The 21,385-nt window shown below is 70.1% G+C and carries 15 protein-coding genes; 5 read left to right on the top strand and 10 right to left on the bottom strand.

The annotated features are described in order from the left end of the window. Positions 1-46: 46 nt before the first annotated feature. Entirely contained in the window at positions 47-4,132 is a 4,086-nt protein-coding gene (locus OV287_RS44890) for a protein kinase domain-containing protein (RefSeq protein ID WP_267540203.1), read from the top strand. A gap of 312 nt (positions 4,133-4,444) precedes the next feature. Here OV287_RS44890 and OV287_RS44885 read toward each other — a convergent pair whose 3' ends face one another. From OV287_RS44885 to OV287_RS44875, 3 genes are all read right to left on the bottom strand, one after another. Next, positions 4,445-4,915, bottom strand: coding sequence for an NUDIX hydrolase (locus OV287_RS44885; protein ID WP_267540202.1), 471 nt, complete (start codon positions 4,913-4,915; stop codon positions 4,445-4,447). Beyond that, positions 4,912-6,441 (bottom strand): DUF2380 domain-containing protein, encoded by a 1,530-nt coding sequence (locus tag OV287_RS44880; protein WP_267540201.1) that lies wholly within the window; start codon positions 6,439-6,441, stop codon positions 4,912-4,914. The genes OV287_RS44885 and OV287_RS44880 overlap by 4 nt, the downstream gene beginning before the upstream one ends. 514 nt (positions 6,442-6,955) lie before the next feature. Further along, positions 6,956-7,780 carry a metallophosphoesterase family protein gene (locus tag OV287_RS44875; protein WP_267540200.1) on the bottom strand — a complete coding sequence of 275 codons (825 nt, stop codon included), beginning with the start codon at positions 7,778-7,780 and terminating at the stop codon, positions 6,956-6,958. Between the two features lie 116 nt (positions 7,781-7,896). On the opposite strand from OV287_RS44875, the gene OV287_RS44870 reads away from it, so the two are divergent. Further along, positions 7,897-11,115, top strand: a complete 3,219-nt coding sequence (locus tag OV287_RS44870) for an AAA domain-containing protein (RefSeq protein WP_267540199.1) — start codon at positions 7,897-7,899, stop codon at positions 11,113-11,115. Positions 11,116-11,295: 180 nt separating this feature from the next. Next, positions 11,296-11,514 (top strand): MbtH family protein, encoded by a 219-nt coding sequence (locus tag OV287_RS44865; RefSeq protein WP_267540198.1) that lies wholly within the window; start codon positions 11,296-11,298, stop codon positions 11,512-11,514. A gap of 15 nt (positions 11,515-11,529) precedes the next feature. Here the strand turns inward: OV287_RS44865 and OV287_RS44860 are convergent, their stop codons facing one another. Beyond that, a complete protein-coding gene (locus OV287_RS44860; protein WP_267540197.1) occupies positions 11,530-11,898 on the bottom strand; it encodes a response regulator in 369 nt (122 codons plus the stop codon). A gap of 125 nt (positions 11,899-12,023) precedes the next feature. On the opposite strand from OV287_RS44860, the gene OV287_RS44855 reads away from it, so the two are divergent. Beyond that, a complete protein-coding gene (locus OV287_RS44855; protein ID WP_267540196.1) occupies positions 12,024-12,395 on the top strand; it encodes a helix-turn-helix transcriptional regulator in 372 nt (123 codons plus the stop codon). 14 nt (positions 12,396-12,409) lie between these two features. Here OV287_RS44855 and OV287_RS44850 read toward each other — a convergent pair whose 3' ends face one another. Next, on the bottom strand, positions 12,410-13,594 hold the full coding sequence (locus OV287_RS44850) for a DUF790 family protein (RefSeq protein ID WP_267540195.1): 1,185 nt from the start codon (positions 13,592-13,594) through the stop codon (positions 12,410-12,412). Further along, complete coding sequence (locus OV287_RS44845; RefSeq protein WP_267540194.1) at positions 13,588-14,973, bottom strand: DEAD/DEAH box helicase; 1,386 nt, start codon at positions 14,971-14,973, stop codon at positions 13,588-13,590. Before OV287_RS44845 ends, OV287_RS44850 begins: the two co-directional genes overlap by 7 nt. A gap of 132 nt (positions 14,974-15,105) precedes the next feature. Between OV287_RS44845 and OV287_RS44840 the strand changes: the two genes are divergently transcribed. Beyond that, the gene (locus OV287_RS44840) at positions 15,106-15,717 is read left to right on the top strand and encodes a response regulator (protein WP_267540193.1); all 612 of its coding nucleotides are present in this window, start codon (positions 15,106-15,108) and stop codon (positions 15,715-15,717) included. Positions 15,718-15,819: 102 nt separating this feature from the next. Here the strand turns inward: OV287_RS44840 and OV287_RS44835 are convergent, their stop codons facing one another. From OV287_RS44835 to OV287_RS44820, 4 genes are all read right to left on the bottom strand, one after another. Continuing rightward, positions 15,820-16,464: an outer membrane protein gene (locus OV287_RS44835; RefSeq protein ID WP_267540192.1), complete on the bottom strand. Its 645-nt coding sequence runs from the start codon at positions 16,462-16,464 to the stop codon at positions 15,820-15,822. A 20-nt stretch (positions 16,465-16,484) separates the two neighbouring features. Then, positions 16,485-19,490: a hypothetical protein gene (locus OV287_RS44830; RefSeq protein WP_267540191.1), complete on the bottom strand. Its 3,006-nt coding sequence runs from the start codon at positions 19,488-19,490 to the stop codon at positions 16,485-16,487. 87 nt (positions 19,491-19,577) lie between these two features. Beyond that, on the bottom strand, positions 19,578-20,051 hold the full coding sequence (locus tag OV287_RS44825; protein WP_267540190.1) for a hypothetical protein: 474 nt from the start codon (positions 20,049-20,051) through the stop codon (positions 19,578-19,580). A 340-nt stretch (positions 20,052-20,391) separates the two neighbouring features. Beyond that, positions 20,392-21,378, bottom strand: a complete 987-nt coding sequence (locus tag OV287_RS44820; protein ID WP_267540189.1) for a YheT family hydrolase — start codon at positions 21,376-21,378, stop codon at positions 20,392-20,394. Between the last annotated feature and the right edge of the window lie 7 nt (positions 21,379-21,385).

Genomic DNA, 21,385 nt, shown 5'->3' with positions numbered 1-21,385 from the left:
ACGGGCAGCGGCGCTCTACCTTTCCCTGGAGCATGAGGAGTCGTTCATGGGGGAAGGTTCGGCGGAGGAACTCGAGGACTTCAGTGATTCCTTCCTGAAGGAGATCGCCCGGGCCCAGTTACCCGCCCGGATGCCGGCTCCTGGCGCACGGCTGGGAGGCCGGGACGAGCGCCGGTTCGAGGTCCTCGACTCACTGGGTGGTGGTGCCATGGGGCAGGTCTTCCGGGCTCGCGATGCGGAGCTGCAGCGCATCGTTGCCCTCAAGTTCCTTCTGCCTCGAGCCTTGGGAACGAAGGAGGAAGCGCTTGCTGCGCTGCTGCGTCAGGAAGCACGGGCCGTCGCCCAGCTCGATCACGAGAACATCGTTCGCATCTTCGATGTGGACGAGTGGAGCGGCGCGCCGTGGGAGCCCAGCGTCCCCTTCCTGGTCATGGAGTGCCTGGAGGGAGAGTCGCTGGGCTCGTTGCTGAAACGGGAGCGCCCGGGGCTGCGGCGCGTGCTGGGCATCATGTACAGCGTGGCCAGGGGCCTGGCGCATGCCCACGAGCGCCACATCATTCATAGGGACCTCAAGCCGAGCAATGTCTTCCTCACCCGGCAGGGCGCGGTGAAGCTGCTCGATTTCGGACTGGCGCACCTCATGAGCTCAGGAGTCTCGGGCGTGCCTCATCTGCCCACGGCCGGGACACCTCCGTACATGGCTCCAGAGCAGTGGCGGGGTGAGCCGCAGGATGCGCGCACCGACCTCTGGGCCGCGGGGGTGATGCTCTACGAGCTGCTCACCGGCGAGCTGCCCTATCCGAGTGTCAGCCTGGAGGAGCTTCGTGTCTGGGTGCTCTCCCCCGAGCCGGTGCCCTCGGTCCGCGAGCGGGCCCCGGAGGTTCCAGATGAGGTGGCGCGGGTGGTGGCCCTGGCATTGGAGAAGGAGCCCGGCCGGCGGCTGCCCAGCGCGGCCGTGTTGGCCGAGCGGCTGCGCCAGTTGGAGACGCAGCTCGGGCCATGGCGTGAGGAACCCCTCGCCCTGGGGCCTCAGCGCCGGCAGGTGACGCTCGTGTCCTGCAAGCTGGTGGGGCTGGCTTCCCTTCCCGAGCAGCCCGATCCCGAGGACGCCCTCGAGATGGAGGAGGACTTCCATCGCAGGTGCTCACGCGTCATCCAGCGGCATGAGGGCTTCGTCATCCAACTGCTCGGACAGGAAGTGCTCGCCTGCTTTGGCTACCCGATGGCGCGCGAGGATGACTCGGAACGCGCGGTGCGCGCGGGACTCGAGCTGCTCAGGAGCTTCCAGGAGGAGCCGCTCCGGTTACCGCGCCACCCGCTCTGCGTGGGGGTGGGTATCCACACCGACTCGGTGGTGTTCGCCATCCCCTCTCAGCCGTCTCCCGGGAGTGGGCCCGCCCTCCAGGGCGAGGCACCACGAGTCTCCTCGCGGCTGGCGGAGCTGGCGGGGTCCGGAGGCGTGGTCCTTGGTGGCACCACCTGGCAGTTGGTGCGCGGTGCCTTCGAGGCCGAGCCTCTCCAGGACGTGGAGGCCTGGCGCGTGCTGCGCGAGCGGAAGGCGGTGACGCGCTTCGAGCGGGTGCTCGCCACCCGCAGCATCACCCGCATGGTGGGGCGGGAGCGGGAGCTTCGGATTCTCCTCGAGCTCTGGGCGGAGGCCCGGGAGGGGCGAGGCTCCTTCGTGCTCGTCAGCGGCGAAGCCGGTATCGGCAAGTCCCGCCTCATCCAGGAGTTGCTCGGCCGGGTCTCCTCGGAGTCGGCCTATCTCATCCAGGGCCAGTGCTGGCCACAGCTCGAGAGCAGCGCCTTCGCTCCCATCATCGATGTGCTGTGGCGGCGCTTCATGCCTTTCGAACCGCGAGTGCTCCCGCGGCGGGAGCTGCGCAGCCTGCTCGAGGCGCGGCTGGGTGCATTGGGCCTGCTCCGCGAGCCCGCCCTGGATGCACGGTACCTGGACGGTCTCGCCGCCCTGCTCTCGCCAGCCAGCGCGGAGGAGGCACCGGCCCTGGCGCTTCCGTTGGAGCGGCAGCGCGAGCGCAAGCAGTGGGTTCTCGATGCGCTGCGGGCCATTCTCTCGCGGATGGCGGAACATCGGCCGGTGCTCGCAGTGATGGAGGACCTGCACTGGGCCGACCCGTCCACCCTGGAGCTCGGGGCCCTGTTGGAGCCTGCCGGAGGGGAGCGGGTCCTCGTCGTGTTCAGTGCTCGCACCGGGTTCGTTCCGCCCTGGCCACCGAGTCCCGGGTTCCACCGGATCGAGCTCGGCCGGTTATCGGCTGAGTCCACTTCGGTGCTGGTGCGGGAGGTGGCCCGGGGCCGGGAGCTGCCGGAAGAGAGGGTCGCGCAGCTCGTGGCGAAGACGGAGGGCATCCCGCTCTTCATCGAGGAGATGACGCGCCTGGTGCTCGAGCGGGCGCCTGCGTCGATACCTGTCACCCTCCAGGAATTGCTGGCGAGCCGGCTCGATGCGCTTCCGCCCCGGCAGCGGGCGTTGGTCTGGTTCGGTGCCGGAGTGGGCCGCCGCTTCACCGGGACCCTGCTGGCCGCGCTCACGCGACGGAGCGAGACCGAGCTGCGCGAGGACCTCGAGGCGCTGGTGACTGCCGGAGTCCTTCAGCGGGACGACTCCGCCGAGCCGGGCTACCAGTTCCACCATGCGCTCCTCCAGGAAGTGGCCTGGCAATCCCTTCCACGAGGCCGGCGGCGGGAGTTCCACCGGCATATCGCCCAGGTCCTGGAGGCCCGGTTCCCCGAGGTAGTGGACAACCAGCCCGAGGTGCTCGCTCACCATTACAGCGAGGCGGGGGATGCTGAGCGGGCCCTTCGCTACCGGACGCGGGCCGCGGAGCTCTCCCTCCAGCGTTGGGCCAACCTGGAGGCCATCGACCACCTGAAGCAGGCTCTGGCGCTGCTGCGCTCTCTTCCGGACGCCTCGCGGCGGAGCGGAGAGGAGATGCAGCTCCTCAATGCGCTCGGCTTCGCGCTGATGGACACCCTGGGCTACGCCGTACCCGAGATCGAGCAGACCTACGCTCGCGCACTCGAGTTGTTCGCGCGAGAGGGGGAGTCGCTCCCGCAGATCGACCTGTTGTGGATGTGGTTGTGCTCCTATTTCACCACCGGAGGCCGTTTCTCACTGGCGCAGGAGCTGGCGGACCGGATCCTGGCCCTGGGCCAGAACCGGAGGGACAGGGGGCTGAGTGCCTATGGCTACCGTTCCATGGCGCTCATCTCCCGCGAGCGGGGAGAGCTCGTCAGGAGTCTGGAGCTGTGCGAGCGGGCGAGGGCGGTCTCCGTGATGGATGCGTACTCGGACTCCTCCTTGCGCCTCCTCTGGGTCGACCAGGCGGTGCACGATCTGATTTTCATGTGCGTCGTCCGGATGATCCTGGGGGACGTGCGGCGGGCCTGGCAGGGTGGCTACGAGGCCTTGGCGCGGGCCAGGCGGCTGAACCATCCCGCGACCCTGGCCTACACGCTCATCTATCTGGCGGGTGCCGCGCATCTCCACCAGGATGCTCAGCGCACCCTGGTGTGGGCGGAGGAGGGAGTGCTCACCGCCTCCAGGGCCTGGCTCGGGCCCATGGAGGAGTCGTCGAGGGCGCTGCGGGGTTGGGCGCTGGCAAGACTGGGACGGCGCGAGGAGGGTCTCGAAGTCCTGCACGCGAGTCTCGAGCAGCTGCGGCGGATGGGAGCCTGGATTTACGTTCCCTACTTCCAGGGACTGCTCGCGGAGGTACAGGGAAGCCTGGGGCAGGTGCGAGAGGGACTGGTTTCGGTGGAGGAGGCCCTGGACTGCGCGGCAGGGATGGGTGACCGCTTCCTCGAGCCCGAACTGCACCGGATTCGGGGAGAGCTCCTGCGGTTGCGCGGAGAGAACAGGGAGGCGATGCATTGTTTCCTCCGGGCCCGCATCACGGCCCGCTGTGAACAGGCCGCTCTGCTCGAACTGCGCGCGACGGTGGCGCTGGCGCGGCTGCTGCGGGACCTGGGATTCGAGGAGCTGGCCCGCCAGAGGTTGGTGCGGGCGTGCCATGGGTCCAAGGTGGATTCGGAGGCCGTGGACTTCCAGGCTGCCCGGCTCCTGCTCGAACAGCTCTCGGGGGCGGTGGAGGGCCTCGAGGCCCGGTGACGGCACCAATCCCCTTCGGGTAGGGCAGTTAAGGGTGAGCCCTGCGTGGCGGAAGAAGCCTCGCAGGGCCACCTTGTCACGCCCCAGACGTCGAAAGCTGGCGCGGACGGCGCTGGAAAATCCGCGCCGGGCGCGTCGTGCCGGACGGACGCGGGGCGCCATTGCCTCCGGCCTCGTGGATGCCAACCGTGGTGTTGCCCGTAAGGAACTGACGTGGGACGTGAGGGAGAGAGGGCAACGCTCTTATCCGCTGGGCTCGCCAGAGCCCCTGTCTCGTCGGCCGTCGTTCTTACCTGGAGGAGCAGGGGAGGTTCAGACTTCCTCGTCGGGCAGGAGTAGGCGCAGTAGCTCGTCGTCGGGGCCGAGGGGGCGCCAGCCGGGCGGCGGTGGCGCAGCGCGGAGCGCTGCCCTAGCCTTCCTGACACGCTCCTCATGAGTTTCAGGGGTGTACGCGGACCAGCGGCCGAGTGCCTCGGCAACCTTGAAAAGGTTGTCGTCGTCCATCACTGTCGGCCAACCCTCTGGGACGCTCTGGGTCCACAGGCGCACGAATATGTCGCGCACAAACCGCGTGACCTGTTTGCGCCGCTCCGCTTCAGCGAGCAGCCCGCGCAGTACCTGCACCCCAGCGACGTCGTCCTTGCCCAGTTCCTTGGCAAGCAAGTGCAGCGGCATGGTGGGGCGCGCATCAGCGAAGGCAGTGAGCGAGTCGTAACCACGCTCGCGTACCCGCTCGTATAGGCGTGCCACCCAGTTGCCCTGAAAAGGATGTCCGTCACTCATGGCCCTCTCCACGGAATGAAACTAATCGGGATGTAGTAGTCCTCCATGGCTTTCGCGACGATGTTCAGGATCGCATTCCGCGTCAACATCCGGCCAGCGTCGGCCTCGGCCTCGTACAGCGTCTTCATGATCATCCGGTTCCATTCACCTGGCCATGTGCGCCCCAGCTTCCAGTCGCCACCACCGTGAATGGCCTCGTGATGCGCCTGCTCCAGCTTGACGCAGAACTCGTCAATATCCATCTCGCCGATGAAGCCGCGCTTTTCGAACCACTCGCGGAACTCTTTGGGCATGACGTGGTGCCGCGGCGGCTCAGCCATGCCAGCTCCCGCCTTGCCCGTCTCGTGCATGGCCCCCACCTCGGGCCCATCGCCCAGCGCTGCGCGTACGCCCTGTGGCAGCTCGCCGTGTGCATGGGCCAGCATCACCTGGCCCGCCTGAATCCGCACGGCGGCGCTGACGACGGGGAGCGAGAGGACGCCCGCGCGCACCAACTGGCGCACCAACTCCACCCACTCGGCGGACACGACAATCCGCGTGCCCATCATCACGCCGTCGCCGCCTACCGCCAGGCCGATGCCGACCAGGGCAGGAGCCGGCGGAGGCACCGAGGGCAGCGAGAACCTCATCGTCGAGAGCAGGGTTACAGTCTCGATGGCTTCCTTGAGCACCAGCACCTTCTGGAGGTTCTCCGCCGCCACGCGCATTCTCTCCACGGTGGCCGCGAATTCGTCCGTGAGGTGGCCAACCAGCGGGGGCACGTCTTGCGCCGCGGCCTCCACTTGCTCGTGCTCCCGGGAAGAGAGCGCCCTCATTGCGGGCTCGAGCATCTCCTGCCTGCGCCACATGTCCGCGAACAGAGTTTCTACGGGGTAGAGGTGCTGTCTGATCGCGACGTCCGCGAGGTTGAGGAAGTCGAGCCAGACGGCGAGTAGGCTCGAGCCCACCATGGCGGCTTCCAGCCGTGGGCCAGCCAGGCGCAGCAGGGCGAGCTGCATGTCCGGGTCCTCCACCTCCGAGGCGGCGTTGGCCAGCCGGGTGGCGGCGGCGAGCTGGGCGTCAATCCACCGCAGATGCTCGGCACCGTAATCGACGTAGCGGACGAAGACACCGTTTCCGCCGGCAATGCCCCACCCACTGGTCTTGAGTCTGGAGAGCTCGCCGGAGATGCGGCGGGTGGAGCCCGACACGTCGAGAACGGCGCTGCGAAATGCCAGCTGGGCCGCGAGGGCGCTCTTCCGCGCGGCCCTCTCGGCGCTGTCCGGGCCCAATACCGTCACCTCCTCCCGGGAGGCCCGGCGCCGGTGCCGCCGCTGTGGTGTCTCGGGCTCAGGCGGGGTGGGGAGGGCGTCCGGAGCTTCGACGCTGGGCCCCGCCGCCGACACGGGCGGGACAGGCTCGCGCGGCGTGTAATGCAGGCTCAGCCCCCGGTTGGGTGGTGGCGTCAGCGACACACAGCCGGTGGACAGCAGGGCCATGGCGAGCAGCAGGCCCGACCACCGGGCCCGGGGCAAGTCAGCGCGCATTGTCCACCCCCAGGCCCACGGAGGCGAAGGCCCCCGGCTCGTGTGGGCTCCACTTGCGCGAAGCCCTCCTCCGCCGCCCACACCTGCACGCGGCAGCAGCGCCAGCGTCGTCACCTCCGGGTGCGTCAGGTAAGGCCACAGTCCAGCCGAAGAAGCCGACAGCGGTGGCTCATTGCCCCATCGGGCGGGTTGTCGGGCCCTTCCGCCTGAGAGAGGAGCAGTTGCACCAGCAGCGTGGACGTCATCAGCGCCTCCGATGGGTGACTCCCATGCTAGTGGGCGGCCCTGACAAATCCGGACAGTCTGGACAGCGCGGGCAGAATGCGCCTCGCGGCGTAGGAACCGTGACCCAACCGCACGGGTCACCTGGGGCAGCTCGATGAACCCCCTGGTGCAGAAGGCGAGCGCATGCCCCTCGCGACCAATCCCCTCGGGATAATGGGTTGAGGCAGCCCTGCGAGGCTTCTTCCGCCAGGCGGGGCTCACCCTTAACTGACTTCTCCGAGGGGGATAATTAGCTCGTGCGGCCGGGTAATACCTCCCGCAGGCACCGCGAGATGTCGCCGCGCCAGGTCCACTGCTGGGGATAGCCGAGCGAGGCCTCCTCGAAGCGCACCCCGTCGCGCCACAGCGTGGCGGGCATGTGCAGGTGGCCGCTGACGACGACCTCGGCCCGGAAGCGCAGGTGCCAGTCCTCCGTCTTCTTCGTGCCGCACCAGATGGAGAAGCGGGGGATGCGCGGCAGGCGCACGTGCTCGTAGCGCAGCGGGAAGTGGTTGATGAGGATGGTGGAGCAGTCCGGCGGCAGGCTCTCCAGCCGGGCGAGCGTCTGCTCCACGCGCGCCGCGCACCACGCGGACCGGCTCGGATAGGGGTCCGGGTGCAGCACCGCCTCGTCGGTGCACAGGATGTGGTGCTCCATCGCCCAGGCGATGGCGTCCTTCTCGGCCACGTAGTCCGGGCGGAACGAGTAGTCGTAGAGCAGGAACATCGGCACCAGCACCCGGTGCGGTCCCTCGCCCGGCCAGCGAGGGTAGGGGTCCTCGGGCGTGAGCACGCCGTACGAGCGGCACTGCTCCACGAGCTGCTGGTAGCGGGCCTCGCCTTTCAGGGCGGGCTGCTCGCGCGTCAGCGTCCACAGCTCGTGGTTGCCGGGCACCCAGACCACCTTCTGGAAGCGCGCCGTCAGCGTGCGCCACGCGAAGTCCATGTGCTCCAGCGTCTCGCCCACGTCTCCGGCGACGATGAGCCAGTCTTCCGGGTGGGGGGCGAGCGACTCGAGCGCCTTGCGGTTGTGCTCGTAGCGCAGGTGGAGATCACTGAGGGCGTAGAGCTTCATGGTGGGGGGCGCTGACCGTCCACATTACTGGACTCCTGAGCCGTATCGGCGTTTCACGTGCGCTTTTCCTTCGCGCGTCCTCAGGGCAGCATGGGGCCACCGCTCCGGCCTTCCGAATGACGAACGAGTCCGCCCAGGCACGTCATGCCCGGAAGCCTGCTCCCCAGGCTCCCCAGTCCCCGGCTCCCACCGCCGAGCCCGCCGATCTCATCGTGCGCTCGGTGTTGCCGGAGGACCTGCTATCGGCGTTGGAGAGTGAGCGCTCCCTGTACCGGTGGGTGATGCTCAAAGGAGCCGAGGACGTGCGGCTGGAGGACGAGTCGATGCTCGGCCTCACCCCGCAGCCCGCGGCGGATCCGAGCTGGGGTGGGGGGCAGCTCATCGGCTTCCTCCCGGACGAGCGCAAGTTCGTGGGGGAGATCGTCCACGTGGACCCCACGAATGGGCGGGTCTTCCTCTCCACGCGCTCGCTGAGCCACATCCCTCCCGAGGTGGTCTCCGCGGAGCGGTGGGCCTTCCAGCCCTATGACTTCTCCGAGGCGCTCCTCTCGGCCTCGCGGGCCTATGACTCGCGCGGGCCCCGGGTTCGCGAGGCGCTGGACCGGGTCCGAGGCCTCATCTCCGACGATGGCGCGGGCCCCTCGCCAGGCCCGGAGGAGCTCTGGGAGAAGCCCTGGGCGCTCCTCTGGGGGCCTCCGGGCACGGGCAAGACGGAGACGGTGGCGAGGCTGCTCGCACAGGCCATTCAGCGCAACCCCAAGGAGCGCATCCTCGCGGTGGCGCCGACCAACCGCGCGGCCGACACGCTCGCGCTGCGCGTGGCCCGCATGCTGTCCAAGGCCGGGGCCCTCCATGCGCCGGACACCACGTGCCGCATCTTCCGCGGGGGCATCGGCGTAGGCCCTGAGCTGACCAACGCCTTTCCCGCTGTCCTCCAGGACGCGCGCTACCAGAAGCAGGCCGCGCGCATCGAGTACATGGAGGAGCGCGTGCGCCGCGAGTACCTCGAGGGGGCGTCTCCCTCGCGGTTGGCCACCGTGAAGGCGGAGCTGCGCAAGGTGCGCGATGGCGTCACGGACGAGACGCTCTTCGTCGCTCGGGAGGGGCACGCCACCCTCATGGTGCTCACCGTGCACCGGGCGCTGCGGCTCGTGTCCGAGCTGGAGGGTGCCGAGCGTTTCGACCGGTTGGTGGTGGACGAGGCGGGCATGGTGTCTCGCGCCGCGGTGGGGCTGTTGGCGCCGCTGGCGCGCAAGGTGCTGCTGGGTGGAGACCCGAAGCAGATTGGCCCGGTGAGCCGCGCGCTGGAGGGCGTGGAGCGGCCGGTGCAGACGTGGATGCGCAGCTCGCCGCTGTCGCACCTGGAGGACGCGAAGGCCGCGGTGGAGTCCTCGCACGTGCTGCTGTTGCGGACGCAGCACCGCATGCACCCTCAAATCGGCTCGGTGGTGAGCCGCTTCAGCTACGCGGGGATGCTGGCGGACGGCGAGGGCCCGCGCACCCGGCAGCCGAAGACAGTGGATATGTTCCCGGCGGCGCGTGCTTGCTGGGTGGTGTTGGACGAAGCCACCCGGGACGCGCGCCGCGTCTGCCATGAGCGAGGCGAGTCGGGCCGTGGCTACCGGCGGCCCTTCTCCGCGGAAATGGTGGTGGCCTTGGCCGCGCCCGCGCTGAAGGCGGGGCTCAAGGTGCTGGCGGTGACGCCGTACCGGGCGCAGGCGGCGCTGTTGCGCGCCCTGGCGCAAGAGAAGGGGTGGAGCGAGTCGCGTTTCCAGGCCTCCACCATCCACCGGCAGCAGGGCACCGAGTACGACGTCGTCGTGGTGGACACCGTGGCAGCCGGGCGTCCCTTCGCCCCGAGCGAGCTCACCCCCATGCTCAACGTGGCCGCCAGCCGTGCCCGCGAGTACCTCTTCGTCCTCTCCTCGCGCGCCGAGTCGGAGGCGGCCATTCCCTCGCAGCTCTTGGAGCTGCTGACGCCCGTGGCCCCCAGCCTGGAGCCTCGCTTCTCGCTGCAGCCGCTGCTGGTGATGCCGGGCGTGCGCGCGCAGGTGGCACGGCGGCCCGAGGCCCTGGGGCAGGAGATCGACTCCCTGCGCGGCATGGGGCCGCTCTTTACTCAGGAGCAGGTGGCCCTCTTCGAGCGCCGCTTCGACGAGGGGCACCACCTGGTGCGCGGAGTGGCCGGCAGCGGGAAGACGTATGTGCTGGCGCAATGGGTGGCGCGCTACCTCTCCGAGCATCCGGACTCGCGGGTGCTGGTGTCCTTCTTCAACAAGGCGCTGACGCCGCTGCTCTCGCGGCTGATCGTGGCGTCCCTGCGGCAGCGGCTCGGGAAGCGGGCGCCGCTGCTGACACAGCGGGTGACGCTCATGCACATCACGGGCACGGGCTCCTTCGCGCCAGAGAGCTTCGACGCCGTCTTCGTGGACGAGGCGCAGGACCTGAGCGCTCCAGAGCTCGCGCATCTGTACGCGCTGGCCCGTCCGCTCTCGCGTGGCGAGGGGCCCCCGCTCAAGGCGTTCCTGCTCTTCGCGGACGACTCGCAGAACGTGTACGGCAACAGCGCCGTGGAGGCTTTGCGCAAGGAGCTGCCGGACGGGCTCGACTTCACCGGCCGCGTGCGCGTGCTGCGCGAGGCGTTCCGCTCCACGCGCCAGGTGTCCGAGCTGGCCTTCAACGTGGTGTTGGATCCCCTCGGGCTGCACCGGGTGGCCAACCCTGGCATGCGCGAGTTCATGCGGGCCCACGAGCTGCGCGAGCAGGGCTTGTTGGAGGAGCCGGTGGCGGGGGTGGATGGGCTGTATCGGCTGCAGTGCACCGAGCGGGAGGGCGTGGTGCCGGTGGTGAGGGCCTTCGACTCGGCGCAGGCGGAGGAGGCGTGGCTGGTGCGCGAGGTGAAGCGGTTGCAGAAGGAGGAGGGGGTGCAGCTCTCGGACATGTTGGTGGTGGCGCCGGTGCGGCCGGCGAGGCTGGCCGAGGCGCTGGAGCGCGAGGGCCTGAAGGCGGTGGCCTTCGGAGGGCGGAATGGGCAGGACGTGGCGGGCTTCAGCGTGGGGCGGGTGGACTATCTCCGGGTGACGACGGCCTTCTCGTGCAAGGGGCACGAGAGCCCGGTGGTGTTCTTCTGCGGCGTGGACGCGCTGGACGACATGGCGTGGATGGAGGGGCGGCCGGGGCGCACGGAGCGCGAACTGGAGCGCACGCGGCGCGCTCTCTTCTACGTGGGAGCAACGCGGGCCATGGTGCGCCAGTACGTGAGTGGGCTCTCCGGGGCGCGCTTCACCCGGGTGGCGCTGGAGTACGCGCGTGCGCTCGTACGCGGCTCACGGTGAGCTGGAGCCAGACCTGCCAGGTGGAGTTCGGTTCTCCGGTCGATTCCAACCCGCCAGGTCCTGAGTTTTTGCCGCCCTCCGCGCCTCCAGGTCAACCTGCGAGGTTGGCAGGGTGTCTCCTCTCCCCACCGCTCAGACCCACATTGACCCCCCCCGGGCCGGCGGGGTGAAATAGGCGGCATGAGCGATACCGAGGACACGCAGAAGTACAAGGTCGTGGTCAACCACGAGGAGCAGTACTCCATCTGGCCGGCCGATCGTGAGAACGCCCTTGGCTGGAAGGATGCCGGCAAGTCGGGCACCAAGGCCGAGTGCCTCGAGTACATCAAGGAGGTGTGGACGGACATGCGTCCCCTGAGCCTGCGCAAGAAGATGGAGGAGGCGTCGAAGGGCTCGTGAGGCGTCCGCCCGCGCTCACTTCGGAGCGGCCGCGCCCGACATCAGGAAGGCGCGCAGCCGCTCCGGCGGGCAGGGCTTGAGCAGCACGGTGACATGGGGCGGGATGATGTCCCGCGCCGGCAGCTGGGTGGTATGCAGGCCGCACAATACGTGCGGGCAACGGGCCCTCAGGGCCGCCAGCAGGGACAGCCCGTCCATGCCCGGTAGAATGTAGGCGGCGATGACGACCGAGGGCGGTTCCTGCTCCGCCATCAGCAGGGCCTCTTCACCGCTGGTCGCCACGCGCTTGGTGCCGGGCACGTCCCGCAGGAGCCTGCGCAGCGCGGAGAGCTGCAGCGGATCCTCGTCGACGAAGAGGTAGGAGGGCAGGGCGTCTACGGTCATCCGAGACCTCCAGGACCCGGTATGTAACGTGACGGGTCCTCGGACGGAGATACTACCCCAGTCGTCCTGGGAAACCAACCTCCCGAGTCATATTGCCACCGGTGAACCACTCGGGTCCCGGGACAATGGCAAAAAAGCTCGCAACCAGGTTGGGAGAGAGCGCGCGCGCAGCCCGGCAGCGCCTCAACCTCACACAGGAAGACGTGGCGGAGCGGATAGGCATCGCCACGGAGGTGTACGGGCGGCTGGAGCGAGGAAACATGCTTCCGAGCGTTCCCACCTTCCGCAAGCTGTGCGCCGTGCTCGCCCTGTCCGCGGACGAGGCCCTGGGCCTCACCACCGAGAGTCCCATTCCTTGGACGCCTCCGCCTCCCTCCCCCGAGGCCAGTGAGCCCGCGGAGCTGCGCCGCCTGCTGCGGCGCGCCCGCGGGTTGGACCGCAACTCGCTCCGGGTGCTGAGCCTCGTGGCTGCGCATCTGGGTCAGAAGAACGGGTAGGGAGGGTGCCTGTCTCACGGTGAGAGCCTCGCGCGCAGCCGCTTCGCCGATGGGAATCCATGGAAGAGCACCACCTGTGGGTGTGCCTCCAACAACGCGCGTGCCTGGGCATCCTTCGCCAGCGCCCGATCCACCCCCAGCAGCAGCCCCCCGTCCGGCCGCGATCGCAGCTCCTCCATTCTCCTCGACAGAGGGCCCGCATGCCATGCGTGGAACAACTCCAGGGCCACTTCACGCCCTGTCTCTCTGTGACGGAAAGTGAGATCCGGAACACACAACCCGGCAGCGCCCGTGTGGCGGGGCAGTGGAAGCAGGTCCAGTTCCCAGTCCGCGTCCTCGAAATCCTCTGCCAGTGTGGCCACCTCGGGCGGGATGTGGCCCAGCGCCGTCCCATGCGGTGACACCAGTGGATCTTTCTCGCTCAGCACCAGCGTCACCCGGCGCCGCGGGCTCTCCAGGGCCGCCGTGAGCTCCCAGCGCTCCAGCACCGGCACCACCGATAGGAAGTTCGCCAGCTGCAGCCCGTACTTCTTCTGCAGCGCCAGCATGGCCCCCGGGCCTTCCACTTCTAGCACCCAGTCCTCGCCCTCACGCCGCACCTCGGCCACCAGCCGGCAGAACTTCAACCAGCGCAGCACCTTGCGCACCCGCAGCAGCTCCGGCGCCCGCGCTCGCAGCGTCAGCCGTCGCGCGTCGAAGAGGGGACCCTGTGCCAGCGCCAGGTTGTAGCGATCCAACAACTCCGAGGCCGTCAGCGCCTCCCAGCCGTTCAGCCGCCGATGACCTGGGAGGTCGGCGTACAGGGCCTCGCGCAGCTCGGGCAGCGGGCGCGGGAAGGCCTCCGCCAGCCGTAACTCGTAGGTCTCCACCGTCGCGTCCGCGGGCAGCGAGCGCAGCACCCGGGCCGCCTCGCGGAAGGTCGTGGCGCGTGCCTCGGAGATGCCCTCCGCGGGCTCGTCGAAGAGCATCCGGTCCACCAGCAGCTTCACCAGCCCCCGCGCCACCTTGGGCCGTGTGTGCGCGCCGGCCCGCAGGGCGAGCGTCTCCTCCACTTCGTCGCGCGAGCGCCCGAGCCCCGCCTCCACCTCGGCGATGAGCTCCGTGGCCAGGGCGCGCAGTCCCGCGTCCTCCCTCTTCACGAAGGTGGGGCGCAGCTTCCCGTCGCGCACGCGGAAGAGGAGCAGCTCACGCGTCAGCACGCCTCACCTTCCTCTTCCTGATAGGCCCGGTGCTGGCGCCGCCGCTCGCTGATGGAGGCCTCGGCCGTCTGCGCCGAGCACACCTCGTACAGCAGCGCGCGCTTGCCCGGGCGCTGACGGAGAATTCTTCCCAACCGCTGTACGTGCTCGCGCACGCTGCCACTGCCGCTGAGCACCACGCCCACCCGCGCCTCCGGCACGTCCACTCCCTCATTGAGCACCCGCGAGGTGAGCAGCACCGGCAGCTCTCCGCTGGCGAAGGCGGCCAGCAGTGCCTTGCGCTCGGGCATGGGCGTGTGGTGCGTGAGCGCCGGCAGGAGCAGCCGTCGCGCCAGCGTGTACACCGTCTCGTTGTCGTCGGTGAAGACGATGACCCGGTCCTCGCGGTGCTCCAGCAGAATCCGCCACAGCACGTCCTGCTTGGCGCTCGAGGTGAGGGCGATGCGCCGCTGCTCCCGGTAGCCCCGGTACGCCGCGCGCCCCTCCTCCGTGCGCTGACTCTCCGCGAGGAAGCGCGCCCAGCCCTCCGGCACATCGAAGCGGATGCCCCGCTGGCGGATGAAGGCGAGGTAGCGCCCGCGTGCTTCATCATGCTGGGCCTGCTCCTCGGGCGTGAGCGGCACCTCCACGCGGCGCACCTCATAGGGGGCCAGGTAGCGCCCTTGCAGCTCGCGGATGTCCGTGCGGTGCACCAGGGGCCCCAGCAGCTCCTCGCATACGCGCTCGCCACCGTCGGTGCGCTCCAGCGTGGCGGTGAGGCCCAGGCGGTACGGCGCCAGCGAGCCCTCGGCGATGAAGCGGTAGCTGGGCGCTGGCAGGTGGTGGCACTCGTCGCAGATGAGGAAGCCGAAGCGGTTGCCGTGGAACTCCGTCTGCATCGCCGCCGAGTCGTACGTCGTCACCGTCAGCGGCTGCCGGTCACTCACCCCGCCCCCCAGCATCCCCACCGGCATGCCCAGGTGCTTGGACAGCACGCCTTGCCACTGAGTCATCAGGTCCAACGTGGGGACGACCACCAGGGTCGGTCGCTTCACTCGGGCGATGGCCAGCACTGCCAGCAGCGTCTTGCCCGCGCCCGTCGGCAGCTCCACCAGCCCCCGGCCACCCGCGCTGTTCCAAGCCTCCAGCGCCGCCTTCTGGTGCGGGAAGGGCTCGATGGGCGTGGCCAGCTCCACCTCCAGCGGCTCGAAGCGCTTCGCCCGGTCCTCGTAGGGCTCGCCCAGCTCGCGCAGCCTCAGCACCACCTCCCGGTAGCGCCGCGCCGCCGCCCGGTACACCCCGGTGCGCGTGTCCCGCTGGAAGACGGCACGCAGGGGGTCGTCGTCCGGCAGCGTGGGGGCCACCAGGGTGCCGCAGTCGAAGTGGAGCTCGGTGGCCATCAGGTCAGGGGAGGGGAATGGCCGGGAGTAACCTGATCTCCGGACCAACGCCAGAGTGTGACTTTCAAGGTTGGTTCTCCCTCGGTCCGCAGGATGGTGAGGGGGGAAACTTACAGGGGCTTCACAGGTTGGATGTCAGAACAACTCTCGAAACCGGACATTCCCCCCAGCCTCTCGGGGCCTTCCTGTATTTCACGTGCGCCCCACCGGCTGAAGTGGGGTGCGGGCGGCGTGGCGAGGGCCTGGTCCTTCCCCCACCGGCGCATGGAGTTGCCGGGCCATGAGCGCATGGCGGGCCTCGCGCGAAGCGCCTACCCTTGCTCCATCCCCATGCGCCGCATCGTCATCCTCAGCCCGCATCGTCCCTCCCGAGAGCTGCTCTCGCGTCTCCTGTCGGAGTCGGAGCCGGGCCTGTCCGTCGTGGCCATGGCGGATGCGGACGAGGCCTTGGAGTCCATCGACGAGGATGAGCCGGCGCTGGTGGTGGTGGACGCTCGCCGGCCGGACGAGGACCAGCCGTTGATGTTGGGGCTGCTCAAGCGGCGCCACCCTCGCCAGCCGCTCATCACCCTGGTGCCCGGGCGCCTGCGCGTCTTCGATGGCAGCGAGGAGCGCGTGTGCGACGTGCGCGACGGCTCGGCCGAGGGCCTCCACCTGATGCTCAGCGAGCTGCTGCGGGCCACGAGAAATCTGCTCGCCCAGCACCTGCTGCGGGTGCTCCGCCCGCCCACCGGCGAGGCCTGAGCCGCGAGGGCGGGGGTTGCTCCGGATTCGAGAGCCCGGGAGCGCGGAGGACCCAAGCGTGTGGCCTGGGCCCTCCGGCGTCCCGTGGGCTCGGAGGTGGGCTTAGAGGTGCAGCCGGTAGCCCACGCCCGCGGCGAGGAAGCCGCCGAGGTTGACGTCACCGGTGGTCAGGAAGTCCACGCGGGTGAAGTGGTAGTGGACCTCGGCGAAGATGCCGCCGGGGCCGAGCTTGTACTCGGCGCCGCCGAGGAGCTGGAAGCCCACGGTGGTCTCGGACTCGATGTGCGTGCTGCCGAAGGCCTCGGTCTCCGCGCGGTGCAGGTAGAGGCCGGGGCCGGCGCCCACGTAGGGGGTGAGGGTGCCCTCGAGGAGGGTGCCCTCGAAGCGGTAGACGGCGGACAGCAGGATGGCCATCTCGCGCTCGGTGAGCGTGTACGGGGCGTCCGCCGGGAGCTGCGGGTCGCTGAGCGTGCCGCTGACCTGCGGCTGGTGGAAGTTGAACTCGGCGACGATGGCCAGGCGGTTGCCCAGCAGCGGGGTGAGGTAGCCCGCCTCGGCGCCGAGGAAGAAGGCGCCGCTGAGCGGGGTGGTCGTCTTGAAGAAGCCCAGCTTGGGGGCCAGGAGGATGCGGCCTCCGGGCTCCTGGGCGGCCGCGGCGGCCGTCTCCTTATTGGGCGTGGGGGTCGTCTTCGCGGGCGCGGGCGTCTGGGCGAGCGCCAGGAGGGTGAGAAGGGGAAGGGCGTTCATGGTGGTGCGCTCCCAGGTGCCTAGTAGACGAGGCGCTCGACGGTGTCGGTGGGCGTGCCGCCCGCGTCATTGGGGAAGCCGCCCGCGGCGTAGACGAAGGCGCGGAAGAGGACGTTGCCGGAGAGGTAGCGCGGGCCGCCGCTCAGGTAGGACACCGAGGTGGCGTTGAGGGTGCCGTCGAAGCTGGTGTCACTCGTGCACTTCGCGGGTTCTGTTCCTGTCTTGCCGCAGACGAGGTTGGAGCGGAAGGCGAAGCCCGTGCCGCCCGTGGCGCCCGCATGGAAGAGGTAGTTGGCCATGACCTCGGTCCAGCCTCCGTGCGTGCTGGCGGTGCCGTTGTAGGTAGCCTGGGTGAAGAGGATGGGAGCGGGGCTGGGCCACCCCGCGCTCTTCACCTGGGCCGTCTCGATGATGCCGGTACCCGTGAGCGGAGCGCCGCCCGCGTCGCCTCCCACCACGAGGAGCCAGGCGTCCTGGCTGTTGTCCGGCGCGGTGGGGGTGAAGGCATTGGGGGCGGTGACCGAGCTGGCGACGGCGAGCGAGTGCCGCTGGCGCGCGCGGGAGAGGTTGCCCACGAGCCCGAAGGGGCTCAGGTCCGCGGTGTTGGCGGCGAAGGTGGCAATCTCGATGCCCGACAGGTTCGCGCCGGTGCTGGGGCAGCGGGTGCCCACCGGGGAGCAGAAGCCGCCGACCACGTACACGGTGTCGTCCACGAGCCGGGCGGCGGTGTTGCCGCGCCCCTGGTACAGGGGGCCCGCGCTGACCCACTTGCCGAGGGCTCCGGGCGGCAGCGGCGCATCGCCCGCGGGCGTCTTCGAGCCATTGTCGGTGTAGCTCACCTCGGGCAGGGGCGAGCCCGTGCAGGCCGCGGCGGGCACCTCGTCGAGCAGCAGCTCGCTGCCCGAGACCGCGTTGGCGCCCACGGTGCGGTAGACACGGTAGCTCGCGGCGCCGGGGATGCAGGGCCAGGCGAGCGTGGTGGAGCCTCCGCCCGCGGCATCGATCGTCGCCGGGTACTCGTCCGAGGGCAGCGTCTCTCCGCCCGGGTTCTTGGGGTCATCGGCGGCGCGGAGGGCCGACACGCGGTAGTAGAATGTGCCCGCGGACAGGGAGCCGCCCGTGCCCGGAGTGGGCGGCAGGAGCGCGGGGGCATCCGCCACCTTGAGGACCTGGGCGCGCTCCACGGTGTTCATCGTCGTGCCATCGGCCCGGATGCCGCCGAGGACGACGAGGTAGGAGGTATCTCCGGGGACGGTGCGCACGACAGCGGTGTGGCCGTGCCGGGGCTCCGGGGCCGCGCCCGCGCCCAGCGGTGAGCGCTCGAGCGTGCGGAAGGTGCAGGTGCTCCCGGTGCACTGGCCGCCGAGCTCACCGAAGAGCGTGACGGGGGCCGCCTCGACGGAGGCGAGGGGGGTGGTGCCGTTGGTGCCGCCCAGCGCGTACAGGTACGGCTGGCCGAGGTCATCCGTGGCGACCACGAGGGGGAAGCTGGCGCGCGGTCCGGTCAGCTTCGTCGTGAGGGGCGCGACCTTGCTCGCCTCGTTCGTCGGGTTGGCGGAGGGGTTGGTGACGATGAGACCCGAGTAGTTGACGTAGGCCGGGTTGGCGGTGTTCTGCACGCGCACCACGTAGAGGCCCTCGGAGAGGCTGAAGCCTCCGGTGGCCGCCACCTGGGTGCCGATGGGGGTGTACTCGACGCACTTGTCCGCGGCCACGTTGGTGACGAGCGCGCGCAGCTCGGTGCCACTCGGCGTGCCGGTGGCGGTGAGGTCGCACGCGCGGACGTTCTGGCTGCCGATGGGCTTGATGAGGAGCTGCACCTTGGCGTTGGCGCCGAAGTTGCTGCCCGTCACCACCAGCGGGTTGGCAGCGTCGGTCAGGCCGTTGGTGGTGATGGCGCTCGGCGCGATGGAGGCGATGGCGGGCACCGGGTCCTCCAGCACGGTGAAGCCGTTCTCCGCGGACACGGAACCGGTGGCGCTGCTCGGGTCCTTCACGCGCACGGCGTAGGGGCCGCCGGGGACGATACCGTTGGGGCACTCGGGGTCGGTGAGGGGCAGCGCCGCGTTGCCCGAGCAGGTGGGCACCACTGCGGTGACGGTGTTGCCGTTGACGAAGGCCGCGCGCCGCAGGGGAATTTCCACGGACTTCGTGGGGTCCGCCTTCAGCGGCGCGAAGAGGACGATCTCCGGCAGGCCTCCGGAGAAGGTCTGCTCCTCACTGTTGGAGGGCGTGTTGAAGATGGTGATGGACTGGTTCTGCCGCCGCCAGCCGAAGCGCGGGTCGATGCTGAGCGTGCCCAGGCGCGCGAAGCTGATGACGAGCCCCTGGGGCAGGGTGAAGGCACAGCCCTCGGGGTTGGTGAGCACCATGTCGTAGGTGCCCGCGGGGGTGTTGGGGGGAACGTTCGCCGTCACCCGCGTCGCGGACACCACCGCCACGTCGGTGAGCGTCACCTCGGGGAGGCCGGTGCCGCGGATGACCGCGGTGGGCACTTCGCCCGTGCGGAAGCCCGTGCCCACGAGCTCCACGGGGGAGGGGGCCGTCTGGGTGAATCCCTCTGGCGCGGTGGCGCTGGTGAGCGTGGGCGGAGGCACCACGAGCAGGGCGTCGGCGAGCTGTCCGGTGGTGCCGCTCGGGTTCTTCACCTCCACCGTGTAGTTGCCGGGCGCCAGCTCCTGGGCGGGCGAGGTGTCGCGCGTGGGCACGTCCAGGTCGAGCTGGTTGGCGCTGACGAAGAAGACGCGCTCGCGGGGGAGCGTGGCGGTGGAAGGGCCCCGCAGCGTCACCTCGGGCAGGCCCACCCGGGGCGAGTCCGTGAGGACGTCCTGGGGCACGGGGGCGAAGCCGCTGCCGGCCAGCGACACACGCCAGCCGGTGGTGCCTCCCTGCGCGTTGCAGACGCGGGCGGGCTGGAGGCCGGGCTGTCGGGGGTTGGTGGCTCCGGAAACGGTCGGGGTCGGCCCCTCGATGGTGCGGGAGCACGCCACGAGGGTGAGCAGCGCTGCTGCGACGGGAAAGCGCAAAGGGTTTTCTCCTCGAATGGGAAGGACCCCGCCTCGCGGCCAGTGGTCACTTCCAGTCACAAGGAGGTACCACAGGGGGTTCTGGAGTCAGTGCAGAAGTCCGTCACCTGCGGCCGGGGCGGACTCATTCCGGGCGACCTTCAGGAGGGCGAGCCGCTCCAGGTGCTCGCGCTCCACGCGGGTGCCGGTGGTGGGCACACTGAGGCCCTGCTCGGTCCACTCGGGAAGGAAGAGGAGGGGCTGGGCGTCGCCGGTGTAGCCGAGCTGAACGAGCTGGTCCGACTCGAAGGTGCGGCAGCGCCGGGCGCAGCAGGGAAAGGGCGCGAGGACGCGGTAGAGGCCCTCGGGTGGCAGGGGCTCGAGGTGCTCGGCCCAGGTGGCGTCCGGGAGCGGCGTGCCGTGGGAGTGCCAGCGTGCCCGGTTGGCTGCCCAGCCGCTGGGCAGGTAGAGGCCAGGGCCCGGCTGTCCGTGATTGTGGAAGTAGACGAGTCGGCCCTCGGGGATGTCTGTGCCGAGCGCGCGGCGGGTGCGGTACAGGCCGCAGGGGGGAAGGCTGGCCATGGCGGGGTTGTAGTGCGGTTGGGAAAGGTTTTTCCCTCTCCACGGAGTTTTTTCCGGGCTCCGAACCCCCCGTCACCGTCCCGTGTCCGGGACTCTCCCTCAACCCCCTGGAATCACGAGGAGGGCGTCTGGGCAGAGCTGTCGGCACGGCATGTGCTCATGCCTCAGTGCGCAGGACGGGGCGGTGCTGCTGGATGGGCGGGATGGGGTTGGGTGAGCGGTACCGTGGGGGGCCTCGCGACGGGGCGGTGGTGAAGGGGTTGGGGGCGGATGGACCGCCCGTCGCGAGGTAGGCGGGTGGGAAGGGCGAGGGGTCGCCCTGTGTGGAAGCCCGGCCGGGTCACACCGGCCGGGTGTTCGCATTGCGGGAGGAGAAGAAGGCCAGCACCTGGGCCTCGCCCCAGTAGGACGGGGACAGGGGGCTGCCGGCGACGAAGCCGACGTGGCCGCCCCGCTCGGTGACGACGAAGTGCAGCAGGGGGTTGGCGCTCACGTCTCGGGGGAGGGTGGCCTCGGGAATCATCGGGTCGTCCTTGGCGCTCAGCAGCAGGGTGGGGCGGCGGATGGCGTGGAGGCGGGGACCCGAGGAGGCCTCGGCGTAGTAGTGGGCGGCGTCGCGGAAGCCGTGGAGCGGGGCGGTGACGGCGCCGTCGAAGCCGCGGAGGGTGCGGGCGCGCTCCATGGCGGCGCCGTCGAAGGAGCCGGGAAAACGGCGCAGCTTCTCGCGGGCCTTGCGCTTGAGGGTGCGCAGGAAGCGCTCGCGGTAGAGGAGCTGGAAGGGGCCGGGTCCGTCGATCGTGTCCGCGCAGACGCCCAGGTCGAAGGGGGTGCTCACTGCGGCGGCGGCGTCCACGGGCGAGGTGTCTCCCGTCTCCTCCATCAGCCGCAGCAGCACGTTGGCGCCGAGCGAGAAGCCCGCCGCGTAGAGCGGGCCGGTGAGGCGCTCGCGCAGGTGCATCAGCACGGAGAGCGCGTCGCCGATGTCGCCCGAGTGGTAGGAGCGGGCGAGGCGGTTGGGCTCGCCGCTGCAGGAGCGGAAGTTGATGGCGGTGGCGCCCCAGCCTCGCTCGGCGGCGCCGCGGAGGATGGCGGCGATGTAGCCGGAGCGCGAGGAGCCCTCCAGGCCATGGAGGGTCACCACGTGGGGGGCGCCCCGGACGCCATCGAAGGAATCCAGGTCGACGAAGTCCCCATCGGGCAGCTCCCAGCGCTCGCGCTTCAGGGGCGGCAGGTGCGTGGGGCGCGCGAGGGTGGCGAAGATGGTCTGCGCGTGCGGCGAGGCGAGGCTACGCGCGGGGGCGAAGGGCTCGGTGGGCTGGAAGGGCACGGGCGGG

Source organism: Archangium lansingense (assembly GCF_026626635.1).
Lineage (GTDB): Bacteria > Myxococcota > Myxococcia > Myxococcales > Myxococcaceae > Archangium > Archangium lansingense.
The sequence above is the reverse complement of the archived record's forward strand: the minus strand, read 5'-3'. Positions and strand labels throughout refer to the sequence as shown.